Consider the following 26,331-nt stretch of genomic DNA (forward strand, 5'->3'; position numbering starts at 1 on the left):
CTTGGTGCTAATCCCCAGAATATTTGTCTTGATGGGATGTGCATAGGAGGGGCGGTAGCGACGATTGCGGCGGCAAAACTTCATGATCGGGGAATGAAGGTCAAGCTAAATAATGAGCGTTCCTTCACGTCTCTTCCATCTTTGGTTTTTGGTTTCATCGCTCCTGAATTACAAAATGCGGTTTGGTGGAATCCCTTAACTTATCTTCGTTTTGCCTTAGCTGGTATAGTGTATAGCCTATTGGCTCCTTTGATTTGGCTAGCTGGCTGGCATGTGGATGCAGGCAAAGCGTGGAAGAGAATCCCAGCTAAGGACAAAATATATTCTGTTGTGAGGGACAGGGATAACGGGTTATACGATGGGGTAATCCATGATCATTTTTGCTCGATTGCTGCTTTAGTTGACTCGCAAATTAAAACTATTTTATACAAACTTTCTACTGATAGACCTCTTTCCAAGGAAGAAAAGCAAATTCTTTATGACGATCAATTCCCTCACCATTTCAAGCCATGTGAGAGTGTTTTGAAACATCCGAAATACAAAGGCCCTCATTTTATTTCTCGCCAGGATTTAGTTGCAGAACTTGGTCATCAAGAGGCATATACCAACCATGATTTCTTCCTCGACAGGTTAAAAGAAAAATTTGCAAGAGATAACAATACTCGGACTCAATCAGATCTTTTGGTCAAAGAGATTGAAAAAGATGTTGGAAGTGAACCACAACAATCCAAAAATAAAGAGCAACCGTTAATTATTGCAAGCAGTGGTGGAGTTGGCCATATTTCCGCTACTCATGGGATTATTAATGAACTGCAGAATAAAAATAAAGAAGTCATCATCACACAGCATCATGCAGAGCTCTACAAAAACAGGCCATTTTCTATTAATGGGTGGTTAGTTCGTATGGGAGTGTGGTTTACCTATATCCCATTTTTTGATGGCTTATTAAAAGGATTTATGAGGTTTATAGGGTATCCGGTTTTGCCGAGTTACCGAATTTTTTGGGATCAGATGTCAAAAATCCAACAGAGTGAAACCATAAAGGAAAATGGAGTAGAAACAGGTAGAACTCGTCCTTATGTGGATATGCTTTTGGATATATATCCGGAGGGGTATGAATATACTGCATTCAATAATGCAACTCATTTGGCCGCAAATATTGATGATATTCAAACTATGATAAGTTTTAAAGGTAATGTCGAAGATGATAATAAAAGCATAGCCTATAAAAATATATTACAACGCCTCACAAAAGCAGCTTCTCAAGGGACTCCCTATACAAGACTTATTTCAACCCAAGCGCTTTCTTTGGGGGCTATCTGTGATGCAGTGAAGGACTATAACACAAGATTTTTGCCTGCATTTAATGCTAAGCGAGGCACCCACTATACGCCTATTACCATTGATCAATACATGACTGATTTGCCATCACTTGGTTGTTGCCATTTTATGAATAATCTGGAGGAGCTCACGGCAGATCAAAGACAATTTGTGGAAATCCATGCTGTGAATATGAGTCAACCGTTTGAGCAGGCGTATTTTAGCAAGGAACAAGGGTTTAAAGCGGTTCATAATATAGAACCACGTAATAACCCTATGATTCGTAACGGCTTTAAAGATATTTCATTGGTGAAATATACTGACAAAACAAAATCATGTGATTTGTATTTTAAAGTTTATAAAAAAGAAAGACAGGATGCTCTCCCTATAGAAAACGGTAAACAAAAAATGACAATCAAAGCGCATGCCAAAGTCGCTTCTATTATGATTGGTTCATTGGCAGCGAATGCATCAACGGATTATGTTAAGCATTTATTGAATAAAGATTATGATCATATTTTTGTTTTCGGTGGGCTTAATGATTCGATGGCTAAACGAATTGATAAAATTATCAATAATTATCCTGTATCCCAGAGAGAAGCCATGCGAAATAAAATTATTCTTCTCGGCAATCAATCGGATATTGAAATGGCACCTATCATGACTCGTAGTAATTGTGTTGTGATTCGCGGGGGTGGTTTAAGCGTGATGGAGCAAATGGCTATGCCTATTATGGAGGATAAAATTGTCTTAATGCATCATGAGGACAATAATAATGCTCCTTTGACTTCTGGTCTCAGCTGGGAAGATGGTAATACCGACAAATTAATAGAGTATCTATCTCAGCATGATGTATATGCTGTAAAAACTTCACCGAGTATTTGTCCGCATAATTTGGATGAAGCAGAAAAAATCTTCAAAAAGAAACATACAACACCGAAGACAATCTCAGAACATAACAAAAAAATAGATATAACAATTCCCGTGCCAATAAAACATTTTTCAAAAACAAAAAAAGAACATCATGGCAAAAGTGAGCTTGACACTAACGCAGCAAAGTGTTCTGAGCAACATAGATTTTTTAATGCTATACCAGGAAGAAAATCTACAAAAGTGAGTGCTAGATATTGGCATGATTTAAATAATCGAATGAGCATTCACTGATAGAATGGCTTTCCAACCTCTCACAGTGTTCTCCAGCACAATCTGGGGGTTGTAATAAAATCAAAAGATGGTAAGTTACTGTTATTAATAATTTTCTGTTAAAGGCTATATAGTGTTTGGAAAAAAAAACTTGGATCCTTCCAATTATACTTACTCTGATATCATAAGATCCTCAAGAGTTAAGCAAGGATCTTTTAGAAATAAGCAGCTTTCCATTGAAATAGTGGATACTCAAGAAAATACGTCTCAATTGCTTTCCCCCCAATACCCAATCTCTCCAAGAAATCTTTTGTGGGCAAATAGTAGTAGTTTTTCTAGAAGTAAAAATGCAGACTTGATAGAGCCCCCTATTGAGCATATGCGAAAATTTTTGCAAGGATCTACTTTAATTTTAGGGGGAAGGGCGCTTTCTATTCACAATTGGTTGCAATTTTCGAGTACCAATGCGGCAAATACCCCCACGCATAAAAATTCAAAAAATGAAATAGCTACGTTAGGTGCGGGGTTTCAAGCTGCGGCTATTAATTCCAAGATTGAGGAAATATTGTTTTTTTTAGAACATTTAAGCCTATATTTGAGTCATATGGAGCAATATTTTTCTTTATTTAATGAGAATAAGAGAAAAGCGGATCAATATCTTGTCAGTGCGATTCAAACTCTTGATGCGATTTGGACGTCCTGTTTTGTTCAAAAAAATAACCCTTTTAATCTAAATATTAGTCAATCGGATATTCCGGGAGGAGCTTCAGGATTTAAAGCTGGTGCAGATGATGGCATGGCAATAATAGCAAGTGTTGCTAATAATTTAAGAATATTAAGAGTTCTCCAATTACCCAAATCACCAAAATCATACAAAGCCCAGCTCTCTCCAAAATCACACCGATTTTTTGCGGTGATTGGTCAACTCCAAGAACAAACTTCTATGCTGCAATTCGATAGGAATAAAGAGCTTATGATTGCTACTCTTAATAAGGCAAATCAAGTTTTTGCCCGATTGCTGCCGGAACAGCTTGGTGTGGGAGGTGTTCAGCAGTTTGCAAGATCATCTTTAGTAGCGGAGCAAGCGATGCAGAAATGGTCGAAGTGCATCTCTGAACAATTGCCTCTGTGGGACAAGGAGCAACGCAATTTAAATAGCAAGATAAAACAGCTGGGAGAAATTTTAAATCTGTGGTTAGAAAAAAATCTAAATCACAGATCGGTTGGTAATACATCTCGAAGAGGAGTGAAATTGCCGCCAGGTATTGATTATGAAAAAATAGAGGAATTAAAAAACTTCATTCCTCCTGCCACTTTAAATGAGAAAAATTTATTTACGCAAATACTAAAAGTATTCAAAACAATTTCCCCTGATGATAGAAAATGGGGAACTTTAAAATTGGAAATTGATAAAGCTTTTTCAAGCGATAATGAAGACAATATCGAATCCTCGAATCAGTTTAATAGATGAGATCAATGATTTGGGGTTTGTAATTTCAGGAGTTTTTCTATTTCTTCAGAGGAGAGAGGTTTACTCATTAAAAAGCCTTGTACATCATTGCATTGTCTTTTTTTGAGAAAAGTGAACTGATTTTGAGTTTCTACACCTTCGGCGATGATGTTAAAATTCATACTTTGAGCTATTGCAATGATGGCATCAATAATGGCTTCATCTCCAGGGGATTTTGAAATATTCTGAATAAATGATTGATCTATTTTTAAACTATTCACTGCGATTTGTTTCAATAAATTTAAACTAGAGTTTCCTGTACCAAAATCATCTAAAATAATATGTATTCCTAAAGAGTTAAGCTTTTTAATGGTTTTTTGTATTTCCTTATCAATGATTACGTTTTCAGTGATTTCCATTTCCAAACATTGAGGTTCCACAGAGTACTCTTGCAAAATATTTTCTACAATAAGGGGAAAATTACGTTGTCTAAGTTGCTTGCTCGCCACGTTGCAAGCTACTCGAATTTCTTTTATTCCTACGTTACGCCACTCTACAATTTGTCGACATGTTTCTCGCAAAACCCACTCACCAATGGGTATGATAAGCCCTGAGCTTTCGGCGGTTGGAATAAAGTCCAATGGTAAAACGACACCTTTGTGGGGGTGATTCCATCTGATTAGTGCTTCCATGGCGTGTACCTGGTGGGTACTGATATTAAATTGCGGTTGAAAAAGAAGGAAAAATTCGTTATTGGTAATGGCCCTTTGCAACTCCAATTCCAGTTGAAATTGCTGGTTCGTTTGTTGATTTAGTTTATCGGTATAAAATGAGAATTGATTGCCCCCGAGAAATTTTGCTTGATACATAGCCATATCGGCATTGCTCAGCAAAGTATTGACTGACTTGCCATCTGTGGGATAGACGCTAATGCCGATGCTGACATAAATAGTAATGTCTTTGTTGGCAATACGGAATGGTCTTAGGAAGGAATTAAGCATTTTTTGAGCTACACCAACAATTTGTTCTTCTGTGTTAAATGATTGGAAAACCATCACAAACTCATCCCCTCCCAGTCTGGCAAGCGTATCTTCTTTACGGACTAAAGAGCGTAATCGTTCTGCGACAGCACGAAGTAGTTGATCACCTGCTTCATGACTTAAGCTGTCATTGATCATTTTAAATCGATCCAGATCAAAAAATAATACGGCAAATTTCTTTTTATGGCGCCCATACCTGCTCATGGCATACTCAATTCGATCTATCAATAGCAGGCGATTGGGTAGATTGGTTAATGCATCATGGGTGGCTTGGTATTCCAGTTTTTCTCTCAACCTTGTTTGTTCGGTTATATCTCTAAAGCTCCAAACCCTACCTACTGTTTGCATACCAACGCGATGAGGTTTTGAACAGCATTCTACTACGTTACCATTCTGAAAATGATAAGTCTGAATACTTGAATCATCGATATGTATAGAAAATTCTTTAACGTGGTGAGAATGTTGTTTCGGGTTTAAAAGTTGAGTAGACATGTATTGAATTAATTTAGGTTCACTGGCCATTTTCATAATGGAGTCAGGGATATTCCATAATCTGGTGAATAGAGTGTTGTAATCAACAATTTTTCCTTGTAGATCAACTACCAAAATACCATCAGTAGAGGATTCAATAGTTGCTCGCAATAAGGAAAAGGATTGTTGTAACGATTCTGTGCGTTCCTCTACTAATTGATTTAAAAACTCAGTATGTTTTTGTGTTTCTTTTGCCAGTACCCATTTTTGGGTTAAGGCGCTTGCAAGCTGTCTTACCGCAATGACATCAAAAGGTTTTTTTAATACTAATAAATTATCACTTAGGCCTAAAGCATTTACCGTGCTTTCCCAAGAATAATCAGAATAGGCACTGCAAATAACAATTTGTATTTGTGGATCGATAGCCCAGATTCGTTTGATGGTTTCGATACCATCTATACCTGGAGGCATTCTAATGTCAACAAAAGCAAGAGGGTAGGGTTTGCCTTCTTCCAGTGAACGCTTGACTTTTTCTATCCCCTCAATACCTTGAGTGGCTATATCAATTTCAAATTCAGGTAAGGATATTTCAAGACTTTCAGTTTCTTCATCAAACAGTTCAGCATCAAATTTATTTAATAGTGCAGAGTGTTTGCTAACATTCAATATTTTCATAAAATCCTGATGAATGGCAGGATTATCGTCGATTACAAGAATGCGAAAAGACATAGTACCCATATTCTATCTCATATTAGTGTTTTTTTGGTTTATGGGGAGATCTAAAATAAATTGCGCTCCCTGTCCGCTGCCGTTGCTTTCAACATTTAATGATCCCCCAAGATCCCGTGCATAGATTGCAGAACAATGAAGTCCAAATCCATGGCCATTTTTTTTAGTTGTAAATCCAAAAGAAAAAATTCGGTTGAGATCGATCTTTTCAATGCCAACACCATTATCACTCACTTTAATAGTAATATGGTTTTTATCGACATGTTTCACAGAAATAAGTATTTCTTTGGAACCATTAGGTTTGTGTAACAAAACAGAATCTTTCGCATTAGTCAGTAAATTAGTTATTATTTGAAATAGTTTGGACTTATCTGTTGCGAATTCATTAATTTCAGGCTCAATATCAATATGAACAGCAATTTGATATCTTTCCAAGATGATCGAGTTTACAGCGTTATGAATCAATTCAGGCACTGAAATTTTTTCGGTTAAATTGGAAACACCACTCAAGGATTGCTGCATGGCTATAATTTCTTTGATGTGATTTATATTAACTTCAAGATGATTTGCTTCTTTAATGTTTTCTTCATATTCTTCCTGGAGGGCTTTTGATAAGGCGTCTAAATAAGGAAGAATTAATTTACCCTTAGGATTATTTAATAAATATTCATTTAACTGATGAATGTTTTCGTCGATCATTGTTTTGATAGCTGTCAATTTTTTATAGTGTATCTTGGATACATTTTTCTTCAGAATAATGGCAGAAACGTTTACGCTATTGAGTATATTGCCTACATTATGAAGAATTGAAGTGGCCACTTCAGACATTCCTGCAAGGCGTGCTGTAGAGACTAGTTTGTTATTGAGTTCCTGAATTTGTTCTTCGATTATTTTTCTTTTATTGATATCCATTAAAACCCCAGATAATTGATTTTTTTCTGAGATTGCCTTGCCTATGGTACGATACCACCTGTAGTTATTACCCTCACTTTTTACTCTCAGCTCGTAATCATAATCTTCTTTTTTCACAAGAGCTTTTTCAACCAGGTTTTTTAAACCTGGCCGATCATTTGGATGTACAAGTTCTAAAAATTCTGGATAGTTAAGAGCTGGTCGGCTGGAGCTTACTCCCAGAATTTTAAAAAGCCCTTTTGACCAGGTTGCTGTATCGGTATCGGCATCATAGTACCAATACCCCATTTGGGCGATGTCCTGAGCATATTCTAATTTGGAATTGGTTTCTCTCATTTCTTTAGAAGAAATATCGATGGAGCGTTCCAACAAATATCGGTCTTGATCATTTTCGTTGTAAGTTTTATTGATGTGTAAGATAAATTCCATCCAATTTTCCAAATTATGTGGCAATTCATCCGGTTTGATACCGAATTTGTTTAGCTGTCGCTGTAATAACCGATGTATTTCCATGTTCCTGCGAGATCCTCTTTTTAGTTTATGTTTTCTCTAATAAAGTAGTAATTGTCATGGTTTGGTTATGTAATTCACAATTTCCAAGGGTTACTGGTGACAACTCACCATAAGAGTAAAAGCCAATTTGAGTTGATCCTTTAGGTATGGATTGTAACGTGGTTTCTGTTTCTTCCTCAGTGCGCTCACCTAATAGTAATCTTCTTCCAACGCAACTAATATCAATTGCCAAAACAGGCTGCTGGTTCAATTCACTATTTTTAAAAAGAAGATTATTAGCATGTTCCCCCGCTTCGTTGGCGCTTTCAATGAGCCTGTCAAAATTGGCGCGCATTAATTGAGCATAGTATCCTTGAGGCAGGTCGCCAGCAAAGGTTAATGATTGAGCTGTCTCATCAATAGCTAGAATGGTACGTACAATATGCTGAGAGTCCGAAGCAGAAGGATTCCGGATAGCAAGTGGATAAAGCAACCCAGAAGCTGGTAATTCAGCAGCTCTCTCACCAAGATAAGTTTTATAAAGTTTTAACGCCGGTTGGTTGTCTAATTCATAGAGAATATTTCCGCTAGAGCGGGTAATGAGTCTTTCCGGACCAAAAATATCCCATCCCCCTCGCGACCCATGCCCTATATAGATTTTATCGCCATAAAATCCTATCGCTCCAATGCAACTGTCGTCAATTTTCCCGTTATAGATAACCCAAGTGTTTTTAAAATTAGGTCCATCTCCTGCTAATCCCCCTGTGATAGTTACTCCTTTGGCAGAATGTTGGTTTAGTCCTTTCACTAATTCAGAACCATTCACATTTAATCCATCGGATAAAACAAAAATACCTTTGGGGGGTTGACTCTGGTGTAATAGTTTTGCCAATAGGGCACCGGCTTCATAAGATTCTTCGCCATTTTTAACTTCAGCTTTTGCCAATTGAAGCTTGGTTGACTCAAATTGAGCGATTGCAACTGAAATACTATTGTCATAAATACTGGGTCCAAAAATTTCTCCTGCAGTTGAACAACCTATAATTTTCGATTTTTTATAGAATTGGGCTAACTGTTCGATTGGTTTTGTATCATTTATGAATATTGGGCTAGCAAAAACTAGGATAAAAGTATTTTCTGAGTCAAGTTCAGGAAATTTTTGAACGCTCCATCCTTGGTTTTGGATGTATTGAAATGATTGAATTTTCATCATGTTGAGATTATTATGATTAACCTATGGATAATTATAGTACATATTCAAAATTATGAATTTATTAGGCTTCATTTGCCAAAAAGATAATAGGAGAAAATATCTTATTAAAAAAACAGTATGACCAAAAATGTTAGGGTTAATAAAATGGAAATCATCGGGAAAATAACAGGAAAAGAAATAGCATCTGGTGGTTTTTTTTCAGTTAGTTTCATTTTAATTAATGAGGCATGAATCATGATAAAAATACATAATATGATACTACTAGTTAATTTGGCGAGGGTTGTAATAGGCAGGGCATAGGCGAACAGTAAAATGATAACAAGCACTAATAAAGTAGAGTTGACGGGTGTTTGGGTTTTGGAATAAATAACAGAGAATATAGGAGGGGCATTTTGTTGCTTCGCCATACCATAGATAAGCCGTGAAGCCATAATAATTTGTACTAATATTCCGTTGATGATGGAAATCAAAGCAATGATTGAAAATACGATGGGAGATTGGCCTTGAAGTTTAATGATTTCAACCAGAGGCATGTTCGTTTTAATTAGGGCGGTGGTAGGTATTGTGGAAACAATGACCCAGGCTACTAAAAGATATAAAATTGTAGCAGCGATTAAAGCAAGAAAAATGGCTTTTGGAATAGTTTTCTCAGGCTTTATCGTTTCTTCCGCTGTGTTGACCATGTCTTCAAAACCGATATAAGCATAAAAAGCAATAAAAGCCCCCATAAGGATACCGTCATAAGAGTCTGGTAAGGAAAATTGAGTGATATCAATAGAGGTGAATGAATTGCGGCCATAATAAATGATTATCAATAAACCGCCTACTTCCATCAGAGTCATTAACATAATAAGAGTCGCGGATTCACGAATACCCCAAATGGCGAGTCCGCATAGCACCACAACTAAAACAGTAATAGTTAAATAAGGAGAAAAAGAAAAGAACAATTCAAAGTATTTAGCAAACCCATGAGAGAGAGTAGCAGCGGAGATGACTCCAGTTAAAACTACTGTCCAACCAATGAACCCAGATAACCAAGTTTGATGAAATGCTCGGCGTACGTACAGGGCGGACCCCGCACTGAATGGCAACCTCGAGCTTAATTCGGCATAAGATATAGCAGTAAAAAAAGCGATGATGGATGCAATTAAAAAGGATAAAGGGGTAAACTGTTCCGCTTGTTGGGCTACCTCACCAACAAGAGCATAGATTCCGGCACCTAATATAGTTCCAAGTCCATAAAAGGCTAATAATGTTAATGATAAAGTTCGTTTCAAGTGCATAATACCCATTCTATCTGAAGATTCTGGATTATAGAATGGGCTTTTTAGGGCTATGCTATGGCCTAATATTCTTAATTCTATTTTTCACCGGTCACCAGGTAAATGGTGAAATTAAATTGGTATTCTCCTCTAAATTTGGTTTGGCACTCATTATCATAATATTGGACCATAGCCTCATTAAGTTGTTTTATCTCTTCATTAGGCAATTGTCCTTGATAGAAAGCAATACCATTTACGAATTTTCTGAATACATCCAGAGAGGGGAGTGTAATCGATTGTTTGTATAAATTTACTTGAAGATCTTTACAAGCCAGGGATTCCAATTTTTTATTTAAATTATCTAGATTGGCATAGTCTATTGGTGGCTTGAAATCATGCAGCGCTGCCAATTGTCCTGATTTTTTTAATGCATAATAGCTCATGATAAAAGGGTCATCACCGGCTGGAAAAAGAGTTAGGAATTTTCCTCTTGGCTTCAAGGCCTTAATGATATTTGTAAATGCCTGTTTGATATCAGCACATGCCCATTGTAAGCACCAAAAAGAGACGACATAGTCAAATTGCGAGTCGAATTTCATAGTAAGTACATCGTCTTTCTGGACTGAAAAATTAGGATATTCCTTAATCGCTTCTTTGGCTAAATGCAACATATTTTCCGAAGCGTCTATCCCTAGTACAGAACCATAAGGCACTCGCGCAAGAATTTTTTTGGTAAAAGCTCCGTTGCCACAACCTATGTCTAATACCTTGTCGCTAGGATTCAATTTGAGAAAAGGTAGGTATTCTTCAGCAACAGTAGCTTGGATGTAAGACCCAATAGCATAATCATTTGCAGGCCATTCGTGTTCTAACATGATTCTTCCTTAATTTTTAGATGGTTACTTATATGGTTACTTATATAGTTTATTGTTCAGGGATAATAGGATTTAGTAAAGTCATTGCCAGTAAATTAATAAGATTATTAAGGCAATGGTTTTTATTGAGTTGAGTAATATAAATCAAGTATAGTGGGGAGCGTAAAAAATGGGATGTTTTTACTTAAATAGAATACAAAAAGGAGTGGTGCATGTTGAATCAGGATAAGCAAAAAATTGTTTGTGTGCTTTATGATGATCCTAAAGGAGGCTTTCCACCTAAATACGCTCGGGAATCAATTCCTGAAATAGGTCAATATCCAGATGGCCAAAGTTTACCTTCTCCTGCTGCAATTGATTTTACTCCTGGAGAGTTATTGGGTTCTGTAAGCGGTGAATTGGGCTTAAGAGAATTCCTTGAGGGTAAGGGATATCAGTTTGTAGTTACCAGCGATAAAGATGGTCCAAATTCAGTTTTCGCCAGAGAATTAAAAGAGGCTTCCATCGTAATATCTCAGCCTTTTTGGCCAGCTTATTTAACCCGTGACCGCATTGAAGGTTCTCCTAAACTCAAGCTTGCTATTACCGCAGGTGTTGGTTCGGATCATGTTGATTTGCAAGCAGCTATGGAGCATGACATAACCGTATGTGAGGTGACTTATTGTAATAGCATCAGCGTAGCTGAGCATACTGTCATGATGATTCTGAGCTTAGTGCGCGATTATATTCCTCAATATAACATAGTAGTTGATGGTGGATGGAATATTGCTGATTGTGTTACCCGTTCTTATGACCTGGAAGGTATGCATGTAGGATGTGTTGCAGCAGGCCGAATTGGATTGGCAGTTTTAAGGCGCCTAAAGCCATTTGATGTGAAATTACATTACACAGATAGACACAGATTACCCGTACAGTTGGAAAATGAACTGAATCTGACTTACCATTCATCAGTCGAGTCTATGGTGAAAGTATGTGATGTGGTATCGATTCACTGTCCTTTGCATCCTGAAACAGAATATCTGTTTAATGATAGATTAATTAAACAGATGAAGCAGGGGGCTTATTTAATTAATACAGCTCGTGGGAAAATATGTGATCAGCATGCTATAGCCAATGCTCTGAAAACAGGTCATCTGGCAGGTTATGCCGGAGATGTTTGGTTTCCTCAACCTCCAGCCCCAAACCATCTCTGGAGGACAATGCCTCATCATGCTATGACCCCTCATACTTCAGGAACTACCTTATCAGCTCAAGCACGATACGCAGCAGGAGTAAGAGAAATATTAGAGTGTTGGTTTGATGGCAAACCGATTAGAGAAGATTATTTAATCGTACACAATGGTCGTTTAGCCGGAGTTGGCTCTCATTCTTATAGTAAAGGCAATAGTACAAAGGGAGTAGAACAGCAATTGGATTTAGTATAATTAGTAGCACTTCAAAATAGGTCAAATAGATGTGCCCTGTGATACAGCATAAACTGTGCCTTAAGGTATATATATTACCCCGAGTGATCTAATCTCGGGGCGTGATTAGTCTTTTGTTAGAAGTCAAATGTACTGGAGGATTGTTGATTAGAATAACAAGTAGCACTATCGTTAGTGGTTTCTTTTGTGCTGGATGAGAAGAAGGTATGGTTGTTTAAAATATTTTCTCTTTCAAATTGCTCCAAAAAATCATCAGTTTCGTCACTTGTTTTGTCTGTGAACGGTGGGTCAATTGGTTCAGCTTTAGGGAGCAAAGTATCTTCTATTGCTACAATCTCTTGATTTTTATCTGAAGTATATTTTTTCTTTTTTACAGGGCTTATTAAAGCCTTCTCTTCAGATTTGATCCCGAGATCTAAAAGATCCGCGTGCTGTGAAAATAAAAGAACGCATTTCTCCATATCATGTTCAGATTTTATATCTCGTTGCGTTGTATTTCCTGTCCTGACTTGGTGGGTAAAGCACTGGCTATTTTCATTAATTGAAAAATAATCAATTAAAGCTCCAAATCCTTTAAATACATATCTAATCTCTTCTTGAGGGTTATTTGTTGAGATAGGAAAGGCTAAATTTAGCCAGGGATCCATTAAGAACTGTTCATTCACTATCAATATAAAATGGTTGGAGAAAGTTGCCAACCTAAGTGAACGTATCAAATTGTCAGGATTTTGTGCTTGATTTAGCATTAATGCAAAAGCAAAAAATGCTTTTTCTTGGCAATTACCAAAGCCAGATTCTCTGCTATAGATAGCAATTTTAAGAACCTTTTCTAACCAACTTAAAGTGGGATCCTCCAAAATTTCGTCCGCAACCATTTGAGTTGTTTTTACTAATGCAGCATCTTTTTCACTATCTGAAGGCAAATCACAAGAACATATACTTTGTGCTAACTGATTGCCAAGAACAATTTGATCCCACACTTTTTTATTCGCGTCATTGAGCGTGAATTTATCTGTAGTCTCTTTTGCTTTTAATTTAACTTCCTCGACATCATCATGCGCGAGAGCGGCGTGTCGGTTAATTTTGCTTTTTTGTACCCGTTGATGATCAAACTTTCTCTTCTTGGACTCATCTAGGTCTTTTCTTTCATTTTGTTAAAGTCGGCAAAAAAACTTTCCATAAAAGACTTTTGATCGAATTTGCTGGTAGAGGTTGTGGTGCAATTTTTTTGAAACATAGGGGGCTCTATAGATTAATGCAATTAAGATGCCAATATTATATTGATTAAATATTAAGCTAATATTAAGATTGCCTTAAATTTAAAAAATATGAGTATATTTATTTCAAAGCAGGTGCTAGAGGTAAAGCAAGTATGGTTTTAATCCATCAGGATAAAAATTTTATTGTGAAACCTAGGGTATTTGTTCAGCAATGGGGATTTTATGAATAATATAGAATTAATCAAAAAAGCGGCAGAGGAATCTGTAAATTATATTAACGAACACATCCAAGCCTGCAATATATCTAACCGCAAAAAGGATAATAAGTTTTTTGCACCTCTTGTTTATCTATGTCAAAAGAAATGTGACGCTATTCTGGGTAATGTGGAAATCAGTCTGTTGGAACGTCTTTTACAATGTGCTGATGTAATTGAACAATACCAGGCTGGAAATTGCATGCAACAGGCCTTTTTGGCATTTAAACAATTAATCACGAAATTTATTCAGCTCGAGTTATCTAACAATCAGTCTTGTATACCAATGTCTATAATGACGACTTCAAATCATTCTTTTTTAATTATTAATAATAATATTGTATGTGATCCCTTTTTTAAATTTGTAGGGGATTTGAAAGATTATAAATACAGTGGTAAGAGAAGGGAAGAATACTTTGGGATTCGCTCTGATTGGACTTGTTTTGATGGAATAATCTATGATGAAAATTCTATTCATTTTGCTGACAGATTCCTAAAAAATACGGTTAGCTGTGATGACTCTACGAAAATGTCACGTGCTGGAACTCATTAGAAATACCGAATAACTTCTAATTGTTTGTGATGATTTTCATAGCTTTCTTGTTGTAGTATCTACAGAATATCAATTTGAGTACGGTCATATCCCTATATTTCCGTTTTAGGCGTCATTTTTGAGGTAAGCTAATATGAATTCTTTAGAAGATAAAATTGTATTGATAACCGGAGTTTCTAGCGGAATTGGACGAGCATGTGCCCAGATGTTTGCTGCCCAAGGCGCTAGAATTATCTTGGCTGCGCGTCGGGTTGAACGTTTGCATGAATTAGCCAATGAGCTCAAGCAGATTAATAATAAGGGACATTATGTTCTTCCGCTTGATGTCAGCAATAAGCAAATGGTTAAGCAACAAATCGAATCTCTGCCTCATGAATGGAGTTGTGTTGATGTGTTAATTAATAATGCAGGACTGGCTTTGGATACCTTACCACTGACCCAAGGCATAATGGAACATTGGGACGTTATGATTGATACGAACATAAAAGGATTGCTGTATATTAGCCGTTTAATTATTCCTGGGATGTTAGAGCGTAATAGTGGGCATGTTATTAATATTGGTTCCATAGCAGGTCATGAGTGCTACCCTAATGGGAATGTTTATTCTGCAACGAAACATGCGGTTCATGCTATATCTAAATCTATGCGATTAGACTTATTAGGATCTGCAATACGTGTTACGGAAATTGCACCAGGAGCTGTTGAAACAGAATTTAGTGAGGTTCGTTGGAAAGACAAACAGCGTGCAAAAGATTTTTACAAAGATTTTCAACCTCTTTTGGCGGAAGATATAGCAGACGCTGCGTTATATTGTGTTACTAGACCTCAACATATTGATATTGAAGAAATGATAATAATGCCGACTGTACAAGCATCTGCAAATCATTTGTCAAGAAAGGGTAGACAATAAATTCAATAATTGTTCAAAAATTTGCCAACAATGGATCTGTTAGTCTATTATTTTACATATAGGTGATGACAGATCCTGGCTGAACCAATTAATAGTATCAGATTAGGAGGTCGTTTTGGAGGGTGGTGTGTAAGCCTGCAAAAAGCGGGAAACCTAAAGCTCTACATAAATCTCCACAGTATATTTCAGTTGCGGCTCAGGGACCGGGACGTCGTTACCTCTACCAATATACCCTTACCTTAATAAACTCACCACGACCAATTTGAGCAATTAAAGATCCTTTATTATAATTAAAGAACAATTATGTTGCCAGGAAGCAATTATGAAGAGGTTAATTATTGCAGTTGTTGCTAGTGCACCATTATTCCTGATAACTGGATGTGCAGTTGATGGAGTAGCTGTTGAAGAGGTTTCTTACGATTCAGGTTATAGTAATGATTATGTTTATTCTGTAGGGTATTACAGTAATCGTCCTTATTGGGGTAATAATTATTATTATTCGACTTCTTTTGTAGGTCCTTATGGATATTGGGGCGCTGAATACGATAATTACTAATCTTCAGGATTAGTCTAGGCTCTCATGGTCTCTGCATCCTGCAGATGGCTAGCAGGAATATAGAGACCAAAGGATGAGCTGCACTAAATCAATAAATATTGGTTTAGTTGTGATTTATTACTACTCTTTGGCCCGGGAGACGTATTCACCTTTGCGAGTGTCTACTTTAATAAACTCACCAGTTTGAACAAACAAAGGTACCCGAACTACTGCACCTGTTTCTAAAGTAGCAGGCTTTCCACCACCGCCTGAAGTATCTCCTCTCAACCCAGGATCAGTTTCGGTAATTTGCAAAATAACGAAAGTGGGAGGGGTTACTTGTATTGGTTCATTATTCCATAAAGTAACTATGCAAATGTCTTGCTCTTTTAGCCATTGTGCCGCATCGGCTAACACAGCAGTGCTTATTGCATATTGCTCAAAAGAATCAGGAACCATAAAATGCCAATACTCGCCATCATTATAAAGGTATTGCATTTCTACATCGGCAACATCAGCGGATTGCAATGTTTCTCCAGACTTAAAAGTACGTTCAACAACACGCCCTGTTTTTAGATTACGAATTTTTATGCGAGTGAACGCCTGGCCTTTTCCAGGCTTCACAAACTCACAGTCCAGAATGCTACATGGAGCATCATCAACCATTACTTTTAAGCCGTTTTTAAATTCATTAGTGCTATAGATCGCCATTTATGCTCCATAGTTGAGATTTTGCTGTAATTTAGTTAAAGTTCGCACAGTTTATCAAGTCTGTAATATTAATGCGAGAGACCTCTTTGAGTTGGCAAAAAATTTTAGCACAAGGGTTGACTTCAGCAACCGATTTATTAAATTTTTTAGAGCTTCCTATACCAGAAAAAAGCCCATTAGTTGAAAAACAATTTCCAAGTCGGATTCCTTTGGGGTTTGCTAAACGAATGCAAAAGAGAAATCCTCAAGATCCGCTATTATTACAAGTTCTTGCCAAAGAAGAAGAGCTTATCGAGACAGAAGGTTATTTTAACGATCCTCTAAGTGAAAATCCTACCCTTCTTAAGGGACTATTGCATAAATACCACGGGCGTGTTTTGTTAACTTTAACGGGGGCTTGTGCCGTTAATTGCCGCTATTGTTTCAGAAGGCATTTCCCCTATCATGCTAATAATCCAGGACGGCAAGGATGGAAAGATGTTTGTGCGTATATTGCCGAAGATGCTAGTATTACTGAAGTTATTTTAAGTGGTGGTGACCCATTACTTGCTTCTGATTTGGTATTGGCAGAATTAATTCAACAATTAGAAAAGATTCCTCATATACACACATTGCGTATTCATTCACGTATCCCTATAGTCTTCCCAGAGCGGATTGACAAAGATTTCCTTAACTTGTTGACCAATACTCGGTTTCAGAAAGTGATTGTTGTTCATTGTAATCACCCTCAAGAATTGGATGAAAGTGTATTTCAAGCGTGCTCAGGTTTAAGGCAATCAGGATGTTACTTATTAAATCAAACTGTCTTGTTGGCTGGTATTAATGATGATGCGACCGTTTTAGCCAGGTTAAGTCATGCTTTATTTAAATATGGGATAATGCCTTATTATCTCCATCTCTTAGATAAGGTGAGAGGTGCAGCACATTTTGATATGCCCTTGGTTAGAGCGCGAGAAATTTATCAGCAGTTGCAAGTTCTTTTACCAGGATATTTATTGCCGCGTCTGGTACGCGAAGAGCCTGGGAAGACGAGTAAAACGCTTCTGCTTTGAACAGGGGATGTTCGCGATTCATTTTCATCAAGACTCAAGAAATATTTCTGATCGTTGCTTATGCAAAAAAGTATCAATTAAATAGGTTTATCTTCTTCTTCATAAAGTGCGATTAGTTTTTCCTGAGCACAACTATTACCTTGTGTGATATGCTTATATGTTCCATCGCTTTGCATTTCCCAAGTATTACTATTATCTTCGAGATAATTTTTAATAATTTCATTTTTGATTCTTTTTTTACATTCTTCATTGTAAATTGGGAACATAATTTCAATGCGATTGTATAAATTTCTTTCCATTAAGTCAGCACTAGAGCAAAAATAATGTTCTTCTTCACCAAGTTGGAAATAAAAGACTCGATGATGCTCAAGAAATCGGCCTATAAAAGAAAGTACTCTAATATTTTCTGATACATCTGGTAACCCAGGTTTTAAGCAACATACTCCACGGACGAGAAGATTAATTTTAACTCCAGCCTGCGAGGCTTTATATAATGCTTGAATCATCACTTTATCAGTTAATCCATTTACTTTAAGCATAATTTCAGTTTCTATTCCTTCTGCTGCAGCGGTACTGCATTGTTCAATGAATTGCAGAAGTGTTTTTTGTAGCGTAAATGGAGAGTGGCTTAAGGCCCTTAACTTGACTACTTTCCCCAGCCCAGTTAATTGCTGAAAAATAAGTTGGGCATCAGAAGTAATCGTAGGTTCACTGGTTAAAAGACCAAAATCTGTATATCGTTTCGCTGTGTGTTCATGATAATTTCCTGTACTCAAGTGCACATAACGTTTTAATTTGCCATGTGTTCTTCTAACGACCAATGTCATTTTAGCGTGTGTCTTATAACCTACCACGCCATAGAGTACTAGAATACCCGCTGCATGAAGCTTATTAGCTAATTTTAAGTTGGATTCTTCATCAAAACGAGCACGGAGCTCAATGACTGCAGTGACTTCTTTCCCTGAATGAGCTGCATTAACTAAGGCATCCACCATAATCGATTCCGAGTGAGTTCTATAAAGAGTCTGGTTAATTGCCAACACATTGGGATCTGCTGCTGCTTGTCTAACAAAATCTATTACCAAATCAAAGGATTGGTAAGGATGGTGTAACAATATGTCCTGCTCATCAAGTACATTAAATAAATTGCGTTGTGATTTGGGGAGTTTTGGGTATTGAGGTGTGAAGAGAGGATAATTCAAATCAGGTCTGTCAATACTGTTAATTGCGCTCATATATCTTTGCAAATTAACTGGTCCATCGCAATAATAGGTGTCCTCATGTCGTAAATGGTATTTCTGAAGAAGAAAATCAACAATTTTTTCAGGACACTTGTTCTCGATTTCTAATCTGACCACATGACCATAATGGCGAGAAAATATTTCTCTTTGCACCGCCTTGGCTAAATCGTCAATTTCTTCTTCTCTTAAGAAAAGGTCACTATTTCGCGTGAGTCGAAACGAATAACAACCGCTAATCTCCATCCCCGGGAATAAACTATTGATATGCGTTTTAATAATAGAAGATAAATAAACAAAATAATGCGCATCTCCACATAGTTCAGACGGCAAATGAATCATACGCGGTATGGAGCGCGGGGCATGTACCACAGCATAATTGATGTTGCGGTCAAAGGCATCTTTCCCACTTAATGAAATTATAAAGTTCAAACTTTTGTTAATAAGGCGTGGTAATGGATGGGCTAAATCAAGAGCGATAGGACTTATCACAGGTAAAATTTCGTGTTTAAAATAATGTTTTGCCCATAAATGGATGTCATCAGTCCATTGGTGAGTTTCCAAAAAGTGGATATTTTCTTTTCGTAAAGCCGGTAGTAATTGTTTGTTAAAGATGCTATAGAGCTGATCTATTAAAGCGTGAGCCCTTTGACTTATTTGACTAAATGCCTCCTCGGCTCTGAGTCCATCTATGGTTAATTTTCCAGAAGACATGGCGATTTTTTCTTTAAGTCCAGCCACGCGTATTTCAAAAAACTCATCAAGATTACTACTACAAATACTAAGAAATCGCATTCTTTCTAGTAAAGGTACGCTCTCATCATTGGCAAGCATGAGAACCCGTTGATTAAATGCGATAGCAGAAAATTCTCTGTTGATATAATAATCCGGGTTATCCAGAGTAATATCCATGGGGAACTCCATGTAACATATCAAATTAATTAAGTAGTAGTTTATAATACCGTGAATTGTTGAAAACGTATCATATAATTTTATTACTTATCAAATATATCATTATGTTACGAGTAGCCAGTGCGTGTACGTCAGCCTAGCGAACCAGAAAAAAACTAATTACTATAAAAACTAAAAAACCATAAAAAGGTGATAAATTCCAAAAGGCCAGTGCAAGGAAAAACAAAATAGTGCAAATGACAATAGAAATCGAGTAATAAACATCGATAACACCTTGTACTACTGAAAAGGTAGCTGCGGCTAATAACGCTAGGGCGCCATATTGTACTGAGATCATCACTTTGCGAGTAATTGGACTATTATGTGAAGTTAACCACTGATATCCTAAAATAGCCATAATTAACCCTGGTAAATTAAGGCAAACAATTGCAAGGGCTAAACCCATTATCCCTGCTGCTTTATATCCTATTAGTCCTGCCAGCTTTATTCCTGTTAATCCTGGGAATAAAAAGCTTGAGCCTAACATCCCAACAAATTCCTCTTTCCCAATCCAATGCCTGTAAGTAACTGCTTCATATTCCAGCAGTTTTAACATGGAATTCCCGCCGCCTAAGGATATTAGTCCAATTTTTCCAAAGCTATAGATGATTTCAATTAAAGTTTTTATCATGGTTTTAAAATACTTTTTAAAAAGGCAACATAGTCACCTGAAGCCTGGTTTCCAAATAAAAGTGTGCTAATATTTTCAACCAAATTCAGCGATCTGCCCTCAACACAAGCGCTAAAATATACTTTATTATTTATTTCAAGACGAGCGAGTTCAAGTTTAATATTAGGGGTTGTAGAAAATTTAAAGATAAAAGCTTCTTTTTTTACCAAAACTGCAACCCCCCCTGTATTCACTTTTTTTAATAAATCTTCTCTTTCTATATGAAAGTCATTGTCATGACGAAGAGAGTATTGTGGGTCATCAAGATTTATTTTGGGTCCAAAACCTAATGTTGAGCCCGATTGTTTAATAAGGGGTTTGTACAGCAATTGATTACGTCTTTGTTTGATGTTGTAGTTGGAGTCGGGTAATAAGTAGTAGTAGTCTTCTTTATGTTTTTGTTGATAGTTAGCAAGGTCAAGCAAGGCATTATCGATGTTATTTAAATGGATGGTTTGATCGGCGAACCAAAAATAGCGTTTTTCCCATTTTAACTTGTCTCGAACATAAGGACTAAAAGTTGTTAACGGTATTGTTCTATTAGTGGGAAATTCAAAATTCCAAATCAATCGTTGCATTATCGTTATTTCACTCTTTATTTTTTGTTTACGCTAGATGATTTGATTTATTTTAGCAAGTTTCTTAAAACTTCAGCAGTTAAAAAGGATTATCCCTCGCAAAATAAAGAGTAAAAGGTATATACTGATGTTCTGTTTCTTATTTTAGAGACCCTAAATTAGAAAAAGCATTTGGGCAACATGGTGAGATTGCCTACTGTAATTTTCTAACTTTAAATAGCAAAGGAAGGTATTTTTATGGCGATTTTGTTCTTTTTAATTTATTTAGCTTTTACCCTAGTGGTACTGTACAGAACGATGGGCCCTTTGATTTGGGAAATTGGAAGCATAGTTTACTTAATGCCCGCTACTTTCTATTTTGGTTTCCCTTGGGTCATAGGTATTTTAATTTGGTTATTTATTATCGTAGCGGTGTTGGTGATTCACGTTGAGCCATTGCGATTCTTTATTAGTGATTATTTGTATAAGACAGCAGGAAAATCGATTCCTAAGCTCTCTAAAACGGAAGAGGAAGCATTGAATGCTGGGGATACCTGGTTAGAGCAAGATATTTTTGTAGGGCAACCAGATTGGCAAAGGTTATCTGCTGTTTCTACCGAGTTAACCGAAGAAGAGCAATCATTTTTAGATAATGAAACTAATACCTTATGTGCCATGTTGGATGAATGGGAGATTAGCCAGGAATATGACTTACCTCCCAAGGTTTGGAATTACATCAAAGAGAGTGGTTTTTTAGGATTGGTTATACCTAAGGAATATGGTGGTAAAGGTTTTTCCGCCCGTGCTCATTCCGATATTGTAATGAAAATTGCCACCCGTTCGGGAGTAGCCGCAGTAACTGTGATGGTACCTAATTCTTTGGGACCAGGTGAATTAATAAATTATTATGGGACTGATGAGCAAAAGTCTTATTATCTCCCACGTCTTGCTAAAGGGGTAGATATTCCTTGCTTTGCTTTGACTGAACCAGGTGCCGGGAGCGATGCAACATCCATTCAATCAGAAGCGATAGTGATTAAAAAGACAATAGACGGCAAGTCAGTACTTGGTTTAAATATTACCTTGGATAAACGTTGGATTACTTTAGCGCCTATTGCTACTTTAATAGGTTTGGCTGTGAACTTAAAAGATCCAGAGGGGTTTTTAAATGGTGAAGGTCAAGAAGGGATCACCTGTTTACTTATTCCAAGGGATACTGAAAATCTTGAAATTGGCAATAGGCATTTGCCCGCCGATCAGCCGTTTATGAATGGAACTTTACGGGGCAAGGATATTTTTGTACCGATTGATACAATTATTGGTGGTCAGAAGCGGGCAGGATCAGGTTGGCAAATGCTGGTTGAATGTTTATCAATAGGGCGCTCAATCTCGCTTCCAGCATTGGGTGCGGGCTCTTCTTCTGTGGCTTATTTAACAACCGGTGCTTTTGCCAGAGTTCGTCGCCAATTTAATGTAGAAATTGCACAGTTTGAAGGAGTAGAAGAAAAACTTGCTGAAATAGCCGGATTGAATTATTTAATCAATTCTACGCGATTACTAACTGTTGCTGCGGTTAATGAGAATAAAAAACCTTCTGTTGCTTCCGCGATTACCAAATATTTTAATACAGAGTTGGCGCGTGTTGTGGTAAATGATGCAATGGACGTCCATGCCGGGCGAGCTGTTGTTGTTGGGCCACGTAATTATTTAAATAGCTTATATCAAAGTGTACCTATTTCCATTACAGTCGAAGGTGCCAATATTATGTCCAGAAATTTATTGATTTTTGGACAAGGCTCTATGGCTTGTCATCCTTTCATTCGCGATGAATTCTATGCCATCGCAGGCCAGAATAAAGATGCGTTTAGAGAGGTAATCTGGAAGCATATTAATTATTTTATGAAAAATTTCGCTAAAGCAGTTTGTTCAGCATGGACTGGGGGCTTATTTATTGCTGCCCCAGACAATCCAATAAAAAAAGAATATAAGAAATTAGCTCGTTTAAGTCACGCTTATTCTTGGCTTGCTGATTTCTCGTTGATCTATTTGGGGGGAGATTTAAAAAGACGGGAACGTTTGTCGGCCAGATTAGCGGATGGCATGTCGTATCTTTATATGGCTATGGCGACTTTGCGGAACGTGGAATTGAATCAAGAACATCCAGATGAACAATTGCATGCACGGTGGGCGCTAGCCTATTGCTTTTATCATGCCCAAAAATCAATGATTGCTCTTTGTCATAATTTTCCTTCCAAATTTTTAGGTTTTATTGTTCGTGTGTTTGCATTTCCATTTGGACAAACTATGCGTTACCCCTCAGACAAGTTGGATAGTAGATTGGCAAGATTAATGACTCATAATAATCATTATCGCGATCATCTGAAAAAATCAGTTTTCCTCAGTGGAGATCCTAAACAACCTGTAGACCGAATGGAGCAAGCTTTACAACTTATCATTAATACGGATACGTTGGCTAAGAAAGTAAGTGATTTGAAAAAATATAAATTTAGTAAATTAGAAGGAAAGTTAAAAGAAAAAGTTGAGAATGGTCAGTTATCCCAACAAGAAATGAATGATTTTCTCACTGTTGAAGAAGCTCGCTGGGATGCTATTTTAGTGGATGAGTTTACTTTTGATTCCATGAAGAAAAAAACATTTCATTCTGTTATTGATAAAATGAAATCTCCATTGGTGTGATTTTTACAGACTTTTAACGTCTTTATACAAACCAGTGCTCAATAAATGAACCTGGTTTGCTATAATTTCTCTATAGTTATCAGTCTAAAATAAATAGGCGAGAGTAAGTGATGGCAGTAAAAAGATTACCTACAAAACAAGCATTACTAGAGGCAATGGAAGTTGGTGAAACATCTATTGAAGCGGCAGAGTATATGGCAACAAGATTTGCTGAGATTTTAACTGAAGCAAAATTGTTACCACAATGCCAGGATATGCTCGACAAAATCAATGAATATGCCCAGTATGTTAGATTTAAGTTGTTATCAGCGGCTCAAGCTTGGTCTGGTGAAGCAAGACCGACTTCTGAACTTCAGAATGTACAAGAAAATAAAGCTAGATTTTTGGCTAGTAATACGCAAGATTTGCCGGCTGGATTAAAAGTAGAAATTCAAATCGGAGACGATGCTAGAATACTTCGGGGATATTCTCCTAAGGCAGATCAAGATCAGCTAAAAACTTTAGATGGTTTATTAGACGGATGGCTTGCCAAAAATGATCTTGCAGTTTCAGGTGGGAAAGTAGTTAAAACGGATGCGGCCGGCAATAAAGTTGAAATAAATCCAGAGGAAATTAGGAATTTGATAAATGATAGCGAAAAAGGAGTTGCTAAGTATTTTGAGGATAAGGGGGTAAGTATAGGAGTAATACAACGTACTTACGGCCCTCAAGAAACCAAGCGAGAAGAAGTGAGGCGGGCTATTGAAGCCGGCACTGAAGCCGAAGTGCCAACAACTCCTTCAGCCAGGTAGAAATAAAAGCGGCAATCGTGTTTTGATATTTTTAGAGATTGTGGTTGGCTGCCTGAAGCCTATTCAGGGAACCTATATCAAACCAGATTCCAGAATGAATGCTTCCAGTCGCTCTATTTTGTTCTACATGTTTTTTGATTAAAGGTGTAACAGAATATCGACCTTGCTTACAGTCTGCAAATACTTTAGGCGTATAACAAGCTATTCCTGAAAAAGTGTAAATTGGGTTTGTATTAGTGAGTTGGAATTCATTTTTTAAACCAAAATCTCCATAATGAAGTAAAGAAGGATTTCTGGGGATTAAAATAAGATGCAATGCATCAATGAGTTGAGTTCGCAGGCTAGCGAAATCAAAGTCAGTATAAATATCGGCATTGACCGTTAAAAAGGGATCGCTCCCTAATAGAGGTAAGGCGTTTACAATACCCCCTCCTGTTTCAAGGCCTCCAGGTGGTTCAGGTGAATAGAGAATTTCTACACCCCATCGTTTTCCATTCCCTAAGTACTGGCGAATTTTTCCTCCCAGGTAAGCATGGTTAATTATTAGTCTTTCAAAACCAGCTTTAGCTAAATTGATTACGTGATATTCAATCAAAGGTTTGTTTTTTATTTCACACAATGCCTTAGGTATCTTGTCTGTAAGTGGTCGTAATCGTTCTCCGCGACCTGCTGCAAGAATCATTGCAGTATTCATGGTAAGTAAACCCGCTGTTGAAAGAAATTAAAAAATGGACGCAATTCTTCATACATTTCGGTACATTCCAACACATATTTTAAGGTTAAAGGTAAATCGTTAAGATATCCAGCCTTATTGTCACGTAAATATAAGCGACAAAAAACGCCTAATACTTTTAAGTGTCTTTGTAAGCCACATAAATCAAAGGCACGAATAAACTCTGGTAAAGAATAAATGGTGGCGGTCGGACATTTTTTATAAAAATAGGTTACCCAGTCTAAAATTTTTTCCCTGGGCCATGAAATGTAACAATCTTTTAGTAGTGAAACTAAATCATAGGTGAGCGGCCCTTCCATGGCATCCTGAAAGTCAATAGTCGCTAAGCAACTATGCTGATTTTCTACCAGCATAAGATTCCTGGAATGGTAATCCCGGTGAATAAAGACCAATGGCTGCTTGGCCACCTCATTGGCAACCCATGCGATGCTTTCTTGAAAAAGCAGTACTTCCTTTTGATTAAGCTCAAGAGAAAGATACGCATTGAAAAACCATTCCAGACATAAGTTCATTTCTTTAAGCATAAAAGCTTTATCAAATGGCGGCAGGTTAGGATCTGCTGTAGGACATTGCTGAATTTGCAGTAACAAATCTATGGCATGATGGTAGTAATTATCCGCTGTATCATTACGCAGTTTATTTAATAATAATTGATCTCCTAAATCACTCAATAATAAAAAGCCGTACTTTTCATTGATTGCAATAATCTTTGGAACAGGTATTTTGGCTTGATTCAGAATATTGGCAATAGTTAAAAAGGCTCCAATATTTTCTTTTTCCGGAGGCGCATCTATAACTATTTGAGTTAATCCATTGTACCGAATCCGGAAATATCTCCTGAAACTTGCGTCTCCTGCAAGAGGAACTAAAACAAAATCTTCTTGTTTTATAGTTTGAGTCAACCACTCTTTCAGTGCGTTTTCTCTGTCATGCATGATATACTTCCCATTTTAATTTCAAATGTGCAATTGATATGCTCGTCATAAAGAGGAGCTTTATTGTGCAAATAATAAGGCATTTTGTTAGCTGTGAACATGAGGTTTTATAAAAAGCTAATTATACTTCGCGCAGAGCGTTTTTTAAAATCCAAGGCCAGGATAGATCTCCTTTTCGCTTTTAAAAGCACAA

At 37.0% G+C, this 26,331-nt stretch carries 21 protein-coding genes; 9 read left to right on the forward strand and 12 right to left on the reverse strand.

Going from position 1 to position 26,331, the window contains the following annotated elements; translation table 11 throughout:
• Both OK13_RS08010 and OK13_RS08015 read left to right on the forward strand, forming a co-directional pair.
• The coding region (locus OK13_RS08010; RefSeq protein WP_035889822.1) for a hypothetical protein at positions 1 to 2,484 on the forward strand (2,484 nt) is incomplete at its 5' end.
• A 112-nt stretch (positions 2,485 to 2,596) separates the two neighbouring features.
• A complete protein-coding gene (locus OK13_RS08015; RefSeq protein ID WP_035889825.1) occupies positions 2,597 to 3,934 on the forward strand; it encodes a hypothetical protein in 1,338 nt (445 codons plus the stop codon).
• Between the two features lie 2 nt (positions 3,935 to 3,936).
• Here the strand turns inward: OK13_RS08015 and OK13_RS08020 are convergent, their stop codons facing one another.
• The 5 genes from OK13_RS08020 to OK13_RS08040 form a co-directional block, all read right to left on the reverse strand.
• Entirely contained in the window at positions 3,937 to 6,162 is a 2,226-nt protein-coding gene (locus tag OK13_RS08020; protein WP_035889828.1) for an EAL domain-containing protein, read from the reverse strand.
• 3 nt (positions 6,163 to 6,165) lie between these two features.
• Positions 6,166 to 7,578, reverse strand: a complete 1,413-nt coding sequence (locus OK13_RS08025; protein WP_035889830.1) for an ATP-binding protein — start codon at positions 7,576 to 7,578, stop codon at positions 6,166 to 6,168.
• 25 nt (positions 7,579 to 7,603) lie between these two features.
• Positions 7,604 to 8,767 carry an FIST signal transduction protein gene (locus tag OK13_RS08030; protein ID WP_035889895.1) on the reverse strand — a complete coding sequence of 388 codons (1,164 nt, stop codon included), beginning with the start codon at positions 8,765 to 8,767 and terminating at the stop codon, positions 7,604 to 7,606.
• 107 nt (positions 8,768 to 8,874) lie between these two features.
• A complete protein-coding gene (locus OK13_RS08035) occupies positions 8,875 to 10,053 on the reverse strand; it encodes an APC family permease (RefSeq protein ID WP_035889831.1) in 1,179 nt (392 codons plus the stop codon).
• A gap of 77 nt (positions 10,054 to 10,130) precedes the next feature.
• Positions 10,131 to 10,907, reverse strand: coding sequence for a class I SAM-dependent methyltransferase (locus tag OK13_RS08040; RefSeq protein WP_035889832.1), 777 nt, complete (start codon positions 10,905 to 10,907; stop codon positions 10,131 to 10,133).
• Between the two features lie 212 nt (positions 10,908 to 11,119).
• On the opposite strand from OK13_RS08040, the gene OK13_RS08045 reads away from it, so the two are divergent.
• On the forward strand, positions 11,120 to 12,331 hold the full coding sequence (locus OK13_RS08045) for an NAD-dependent formate dehydrogenase (protein ID WP_035889837.1): 1,212 nt from the start codon (positions 11,120 to 11,122) through the stop codon (positions 12,329 to 12,331).
• A gap of 116 nt (positions 12,332 to 12,447) precedes the next feature.
• On the opposite strand, the gene ceg10 is transcribed toward OK13_RS08045, so the two are convergent.
• Positions 12,448 to 13,413, reverse strand: coding sequence for a Ceg14 family Dot/Icm T4SS effector (ceg10, locus tag OK13_RS08050; protein ID WP_338151672.1), 966 nt, complete (start codon positions 13,411 to 13,413; stop codon positions 12,448 to 12,450).
• 360 nt (positions 13,414 to 13,773) lie between these two features.
• Between ceg10 and OK13_RS08055 the strand changes: the two genes are divergently transcribed.
• The 3 genes from OK13_RS08055 (at position 13,774) to OK13_RS08065 (ending at position 15,824) form a co-directional block, all read left to right on the forward strand.
• The gene (locus OK13_RS08055) at positions 13,774 to 14,358 is read left to right on the forward strand and encodes a hypothetical protein (RefSeq protein ID WP_052117620.1); all 585 of its coding nucleotides are present in this window, start codon (positions 13,774 to 13,776) and stop codon (positions 14,356 to 14,358) included.
• A gap of 133 nt (positions 14,359 to 14,491) precedes the next feature.
• Positions 14,492 to 15,268, forward strand: coding sequence for an SDR family NAD(P)-dependent oxidoreductase (locus tag OK13_RS08060; RefSeq protein ID WP_035889843.1), 777 nt, complete (start codon positions 14,492 to 14,494; stop codon positions 15,266 to 15,268).
• 322 nt (positions 15,269 to 15,590) lie between these two features.
• Complete coding sequence (locus OK13_RS08065; protein ID WP_035889846.1) at positions 15,591 to 15,824, forward strand: hypothetical protein; 234 nt, start codon at positions 15,591 to 15,593, stop codon at positions 15,822 to 15,824.
• 120 nt (positions 15,825 to 15,944) lie between these two features.
• Here OK13_RS08065 and efp read toward each other — a convergent pair whose 3' ends face one another.
• Positions 15,945 to 16,514 (reverse strand): elongation factor P, encoded by a 570-nt coding sequence (gene efp, locus OK13_RS08070; protein ID WP_035889853.1) that lies wholly within the window; start codon positions 16,512 to 16,514, stop codon positions 15,945 to 15,947.
• A 71-nt stretch (positions 16,515 to 16,585) separates the two neighbouring features.
• Here efp and epmB point away from each other — a divergent pair, with 71 nt between their 5' ends.
• On the forward strand, positions 16,586 to 17,566 hold the full coding sequence (gene epmB, locus OK13_RS08075) for an EF-P beta-lysylation protein EpmB (RefSeq protein WP_035889860.1): 981 nt from the start codon (positions 16,586 to 16,588) through the stop codon (positions 17,564 to 17,566).
• 77 nt (positions 17,567 to 17,643) lie between these two features.
• Here the strand turns inward: epmB and ppk1 are convergent, their stop codons facing one another.
• The 3 genes from ppk1 to OK13_RS08090 form a co-directional block, all read right to left on the reverse strand.
• Positions 17,644 to 19,716 carry a polyphosphate kinase 1 gene (ppk1, locus tag OK13_RS08080; RefSeq protein ID WP_173402501.1) on the reverse strand — a complete coding sequence of 691 codons (2,073 nt, stop codon included), beginning with the start codon at positions 19,714 to 19,716 and terminating at the stop codon, positions 17,644 to 17,646.
• 136 nt (positions 19,717 to 19,852) lie between these two features.
• A complete protein-coding gene (locus OK13_RS08085) occupies positions 19,853 to 20,386 on the reverse strand; it encodes a chromate transporter (protein WP_035889875.1) in 534 nt (177 codons plus the stop codon).
• Positions 20,383 to 21,003: a hypothetical protein gene (locus OK13_RS08090; RefSeq protein WP_035889880.1), complete on the reverse strand. Its 621-nt coding sequence runs from the start codon at positions 21,001 to 21,003 to the stop codon at positions 20,383 to 20,385. The genes OK13_RS08085 and OK13_RS08090 overlap by 4 nt, the downstream gene beginning before the upstream one ends.
• A gap of 237 nt (positions 21,004 to 21,240) precedes the next feature.
• On the opposite strand from OK13_RS08090, the gene OK13_RS08095 reads away from it, so the two are divergent.
• Positions 21,241 to 23,679: an acyl-CoA dehydrogenase gene (locus tag OK13_RS08095; RefSeq protein ID WP_035889883.1), complete on the forward strand. Its 2,439-nt coding sequence runs from the start codon at positions 21,241 to 21,243 to the stop codon at positions 23,677 to 23,679.
• Positions 23,680 to 23,789: 110 nt separating this feature from the next.
• Positions 23,790 to 24,470 carry a hypothetical protein gene (locus OK13_RS08100; RefSeq protein ID WP_035889898.1) on the forward strand — a complete coding sequence of 227 codons (681 nt, stop codon included), beginning with the start codon at positions 23,790 to 23,792 and terminating at the stop codon, positions 24,468 to 24,470.
• A gap of 31 nt (positions 24,471 to 24,501) precedes the next feature.
• Here OK13_RS08100 and murU read toward each other — a convergent pair whose 3' ends face one another.
• Both murU and OK13_RS08110 read right to left on the reverse strand, forming a co-directional pair.
• A complete protein-coding gene (murU, locus tag OK13_RS08105; protein WP_035889885.1) occupies positions 24,502 to 25,164 on the reverse strand; it encodes an N-acetylmuramate alpha-1-phosphate uridylyltransferase MurU in 663 nt (220 codons plus the stop codon).
• The gene (locus OK13_RS08110) at positions 25,161 to 26,138 is read right to left on the reverse strand and encodes an aminoglycoside phosphotransferase family protein (protein WP_035889887.1); all 978 of its coding nucleotides are present in this window, start codon (positions 26,136 to 26,138) and stop codon (positions 25,161 to 25,163) included. Before OK13_RS08110 ends, murU begins: the two co-directional genes overlap by 4 nt.
• Between the last annotated feature and the right edge of the window lie 193 nt (positions 26,139 to 26,331).

This window comes from Legionella norrlandica (assembly GCF_000770585.1).
Classification (GTDB): domain Bacteria; phylum Pseudomonadota; class Gammaproteobacteria; order Legionellales; family Legionellaceae; genus Legionella; species Legionella norrlandica.

Excerpts from the sequence above, each read along its gene's own strand:
- OK13_RS08085 (WP_035889875.1), bottom strand. The coding sequence starts at position 20,386 with ATGATAAAAACTTTAATTGAAATCATCTATAGCTTTGGAAAAATTGGA.
- OK13_RS08035 (WP_035889831.1), bottom strand. The coding sequence starts at position 10,053 with ATGCACTTGAAACGAACTTTATCATTAACATTATTAGCCTTTTATGGA.
- ppk1 (WP_173402501.1), bottom strand. The coding sequence starts at position 19,716 with ATGGATATTACTCTGGATAACCCGGATTATTATATCAACAGAGAATTT.
- OK13_RS08055 (WP_052117620.1), top strand. The coding sequence starts at position 13,774 with ATGAATAATATAGAATTAATCAAAAAAGCGGCAGAGGAATCTGTAAAT.
- OK13_RS08030 (WP_035889895.1), bottom strand. The coding sequence starts at position 8,767 with ATGAAAATTCAATCATTTCAATACATCCAAAACCAAGGATGGAGCGTT.
- OK13_RS08040 (WP_035889832.1), bottom strand. The coding sequence starts at position 10,907 with ATGTTAGAACACGAATGGCCTGCAAATGATTATGCTATTGGGTCTTAC.
- murU (WP_035889885.1), bottom strand. The coding sequence starts at position 25,164 with ATGAATACTGCAATGATTCTTGCAGCAGGTCGCGGAGAACGATTACGA.
- OK13_RS08045 (WP_035889837.1), top strand. The coding sequence starts at position 11,120 with ATGTTGAATCAGGATAAGCAAAAAATTGTTTGTGTGCTTTATGATGAT.
- OK13_RS08110 (WP_035889887.1), bottom strand. The coding sequence starts at position 26,138 with ATGCATGACAGAGAAAACGCACTGAAAGAGTGGTTGACTCAAACTATA.
- OK13_RS08020 (WP_035889828.1), bottom strand. The coding sequence starts at position 6,162 with ATGGGTACTATGTCTTTTCGCATTCTTGTAATCGACGATAATCCTGCC.
- OK13_RS08090 (WP_035889880.1), bottom strand. The coding sequence starts at position 21,003 with ATGCAACGATTGATTTGGAATTTTGAATTTCCCACTAATAGAACAATA.
- efp (WP_035889853.1), bottom strand. The coding sequence starts at position 16,514 with ATGGCGATCTATAGCACTAATGAATTTAAAAACGGCTTAAAAGTAATG.
- epmB (WP_035889860.1), top strand. The coding sequence starts at position 16,586 with ATGCGAGAGACCTCTTTGAGTTGGCAAAAAATTTTAGCACAAGGGTTG.
- OK13_RS08100 (WP_035889898.1), top strand. The coding sequence starts at position 23,790 with ATGGCAGTAAAAAGATTACCTACAAAACAAGCATTACTAGAGGCAATG.
- OK13_RS08060 (WP_035889843.1), top strand. The coding sequence starts at position 14,492 with ATGAATTCTTTAGAAGATAAAATTGTATTGATAACCGGAGTTTCTAGC.
- OK13_RS08065 (WP_035889846.1), top strand. The coding sequence starts at position 15,591 with ATGAAGAGGTTAATTATTGCAGTTGTTGCTAGTGCACCATTATTCCTG.
- OK13_RS08095 (WP_035889883.1), top strand. The coding sequence starts at position 21,241 with ATGGCGATTTTGTTCTTTTTAATTTATTTAGCTTTTACCCTAGTGGTA.
- OK13_RS08025 (WP_035889830.1), bottom strand. The coding sequence starts at position 7,578 with ATGGAAATACATCGGTTATTACAGCGACAGCTAAACAAATTCGGTATC.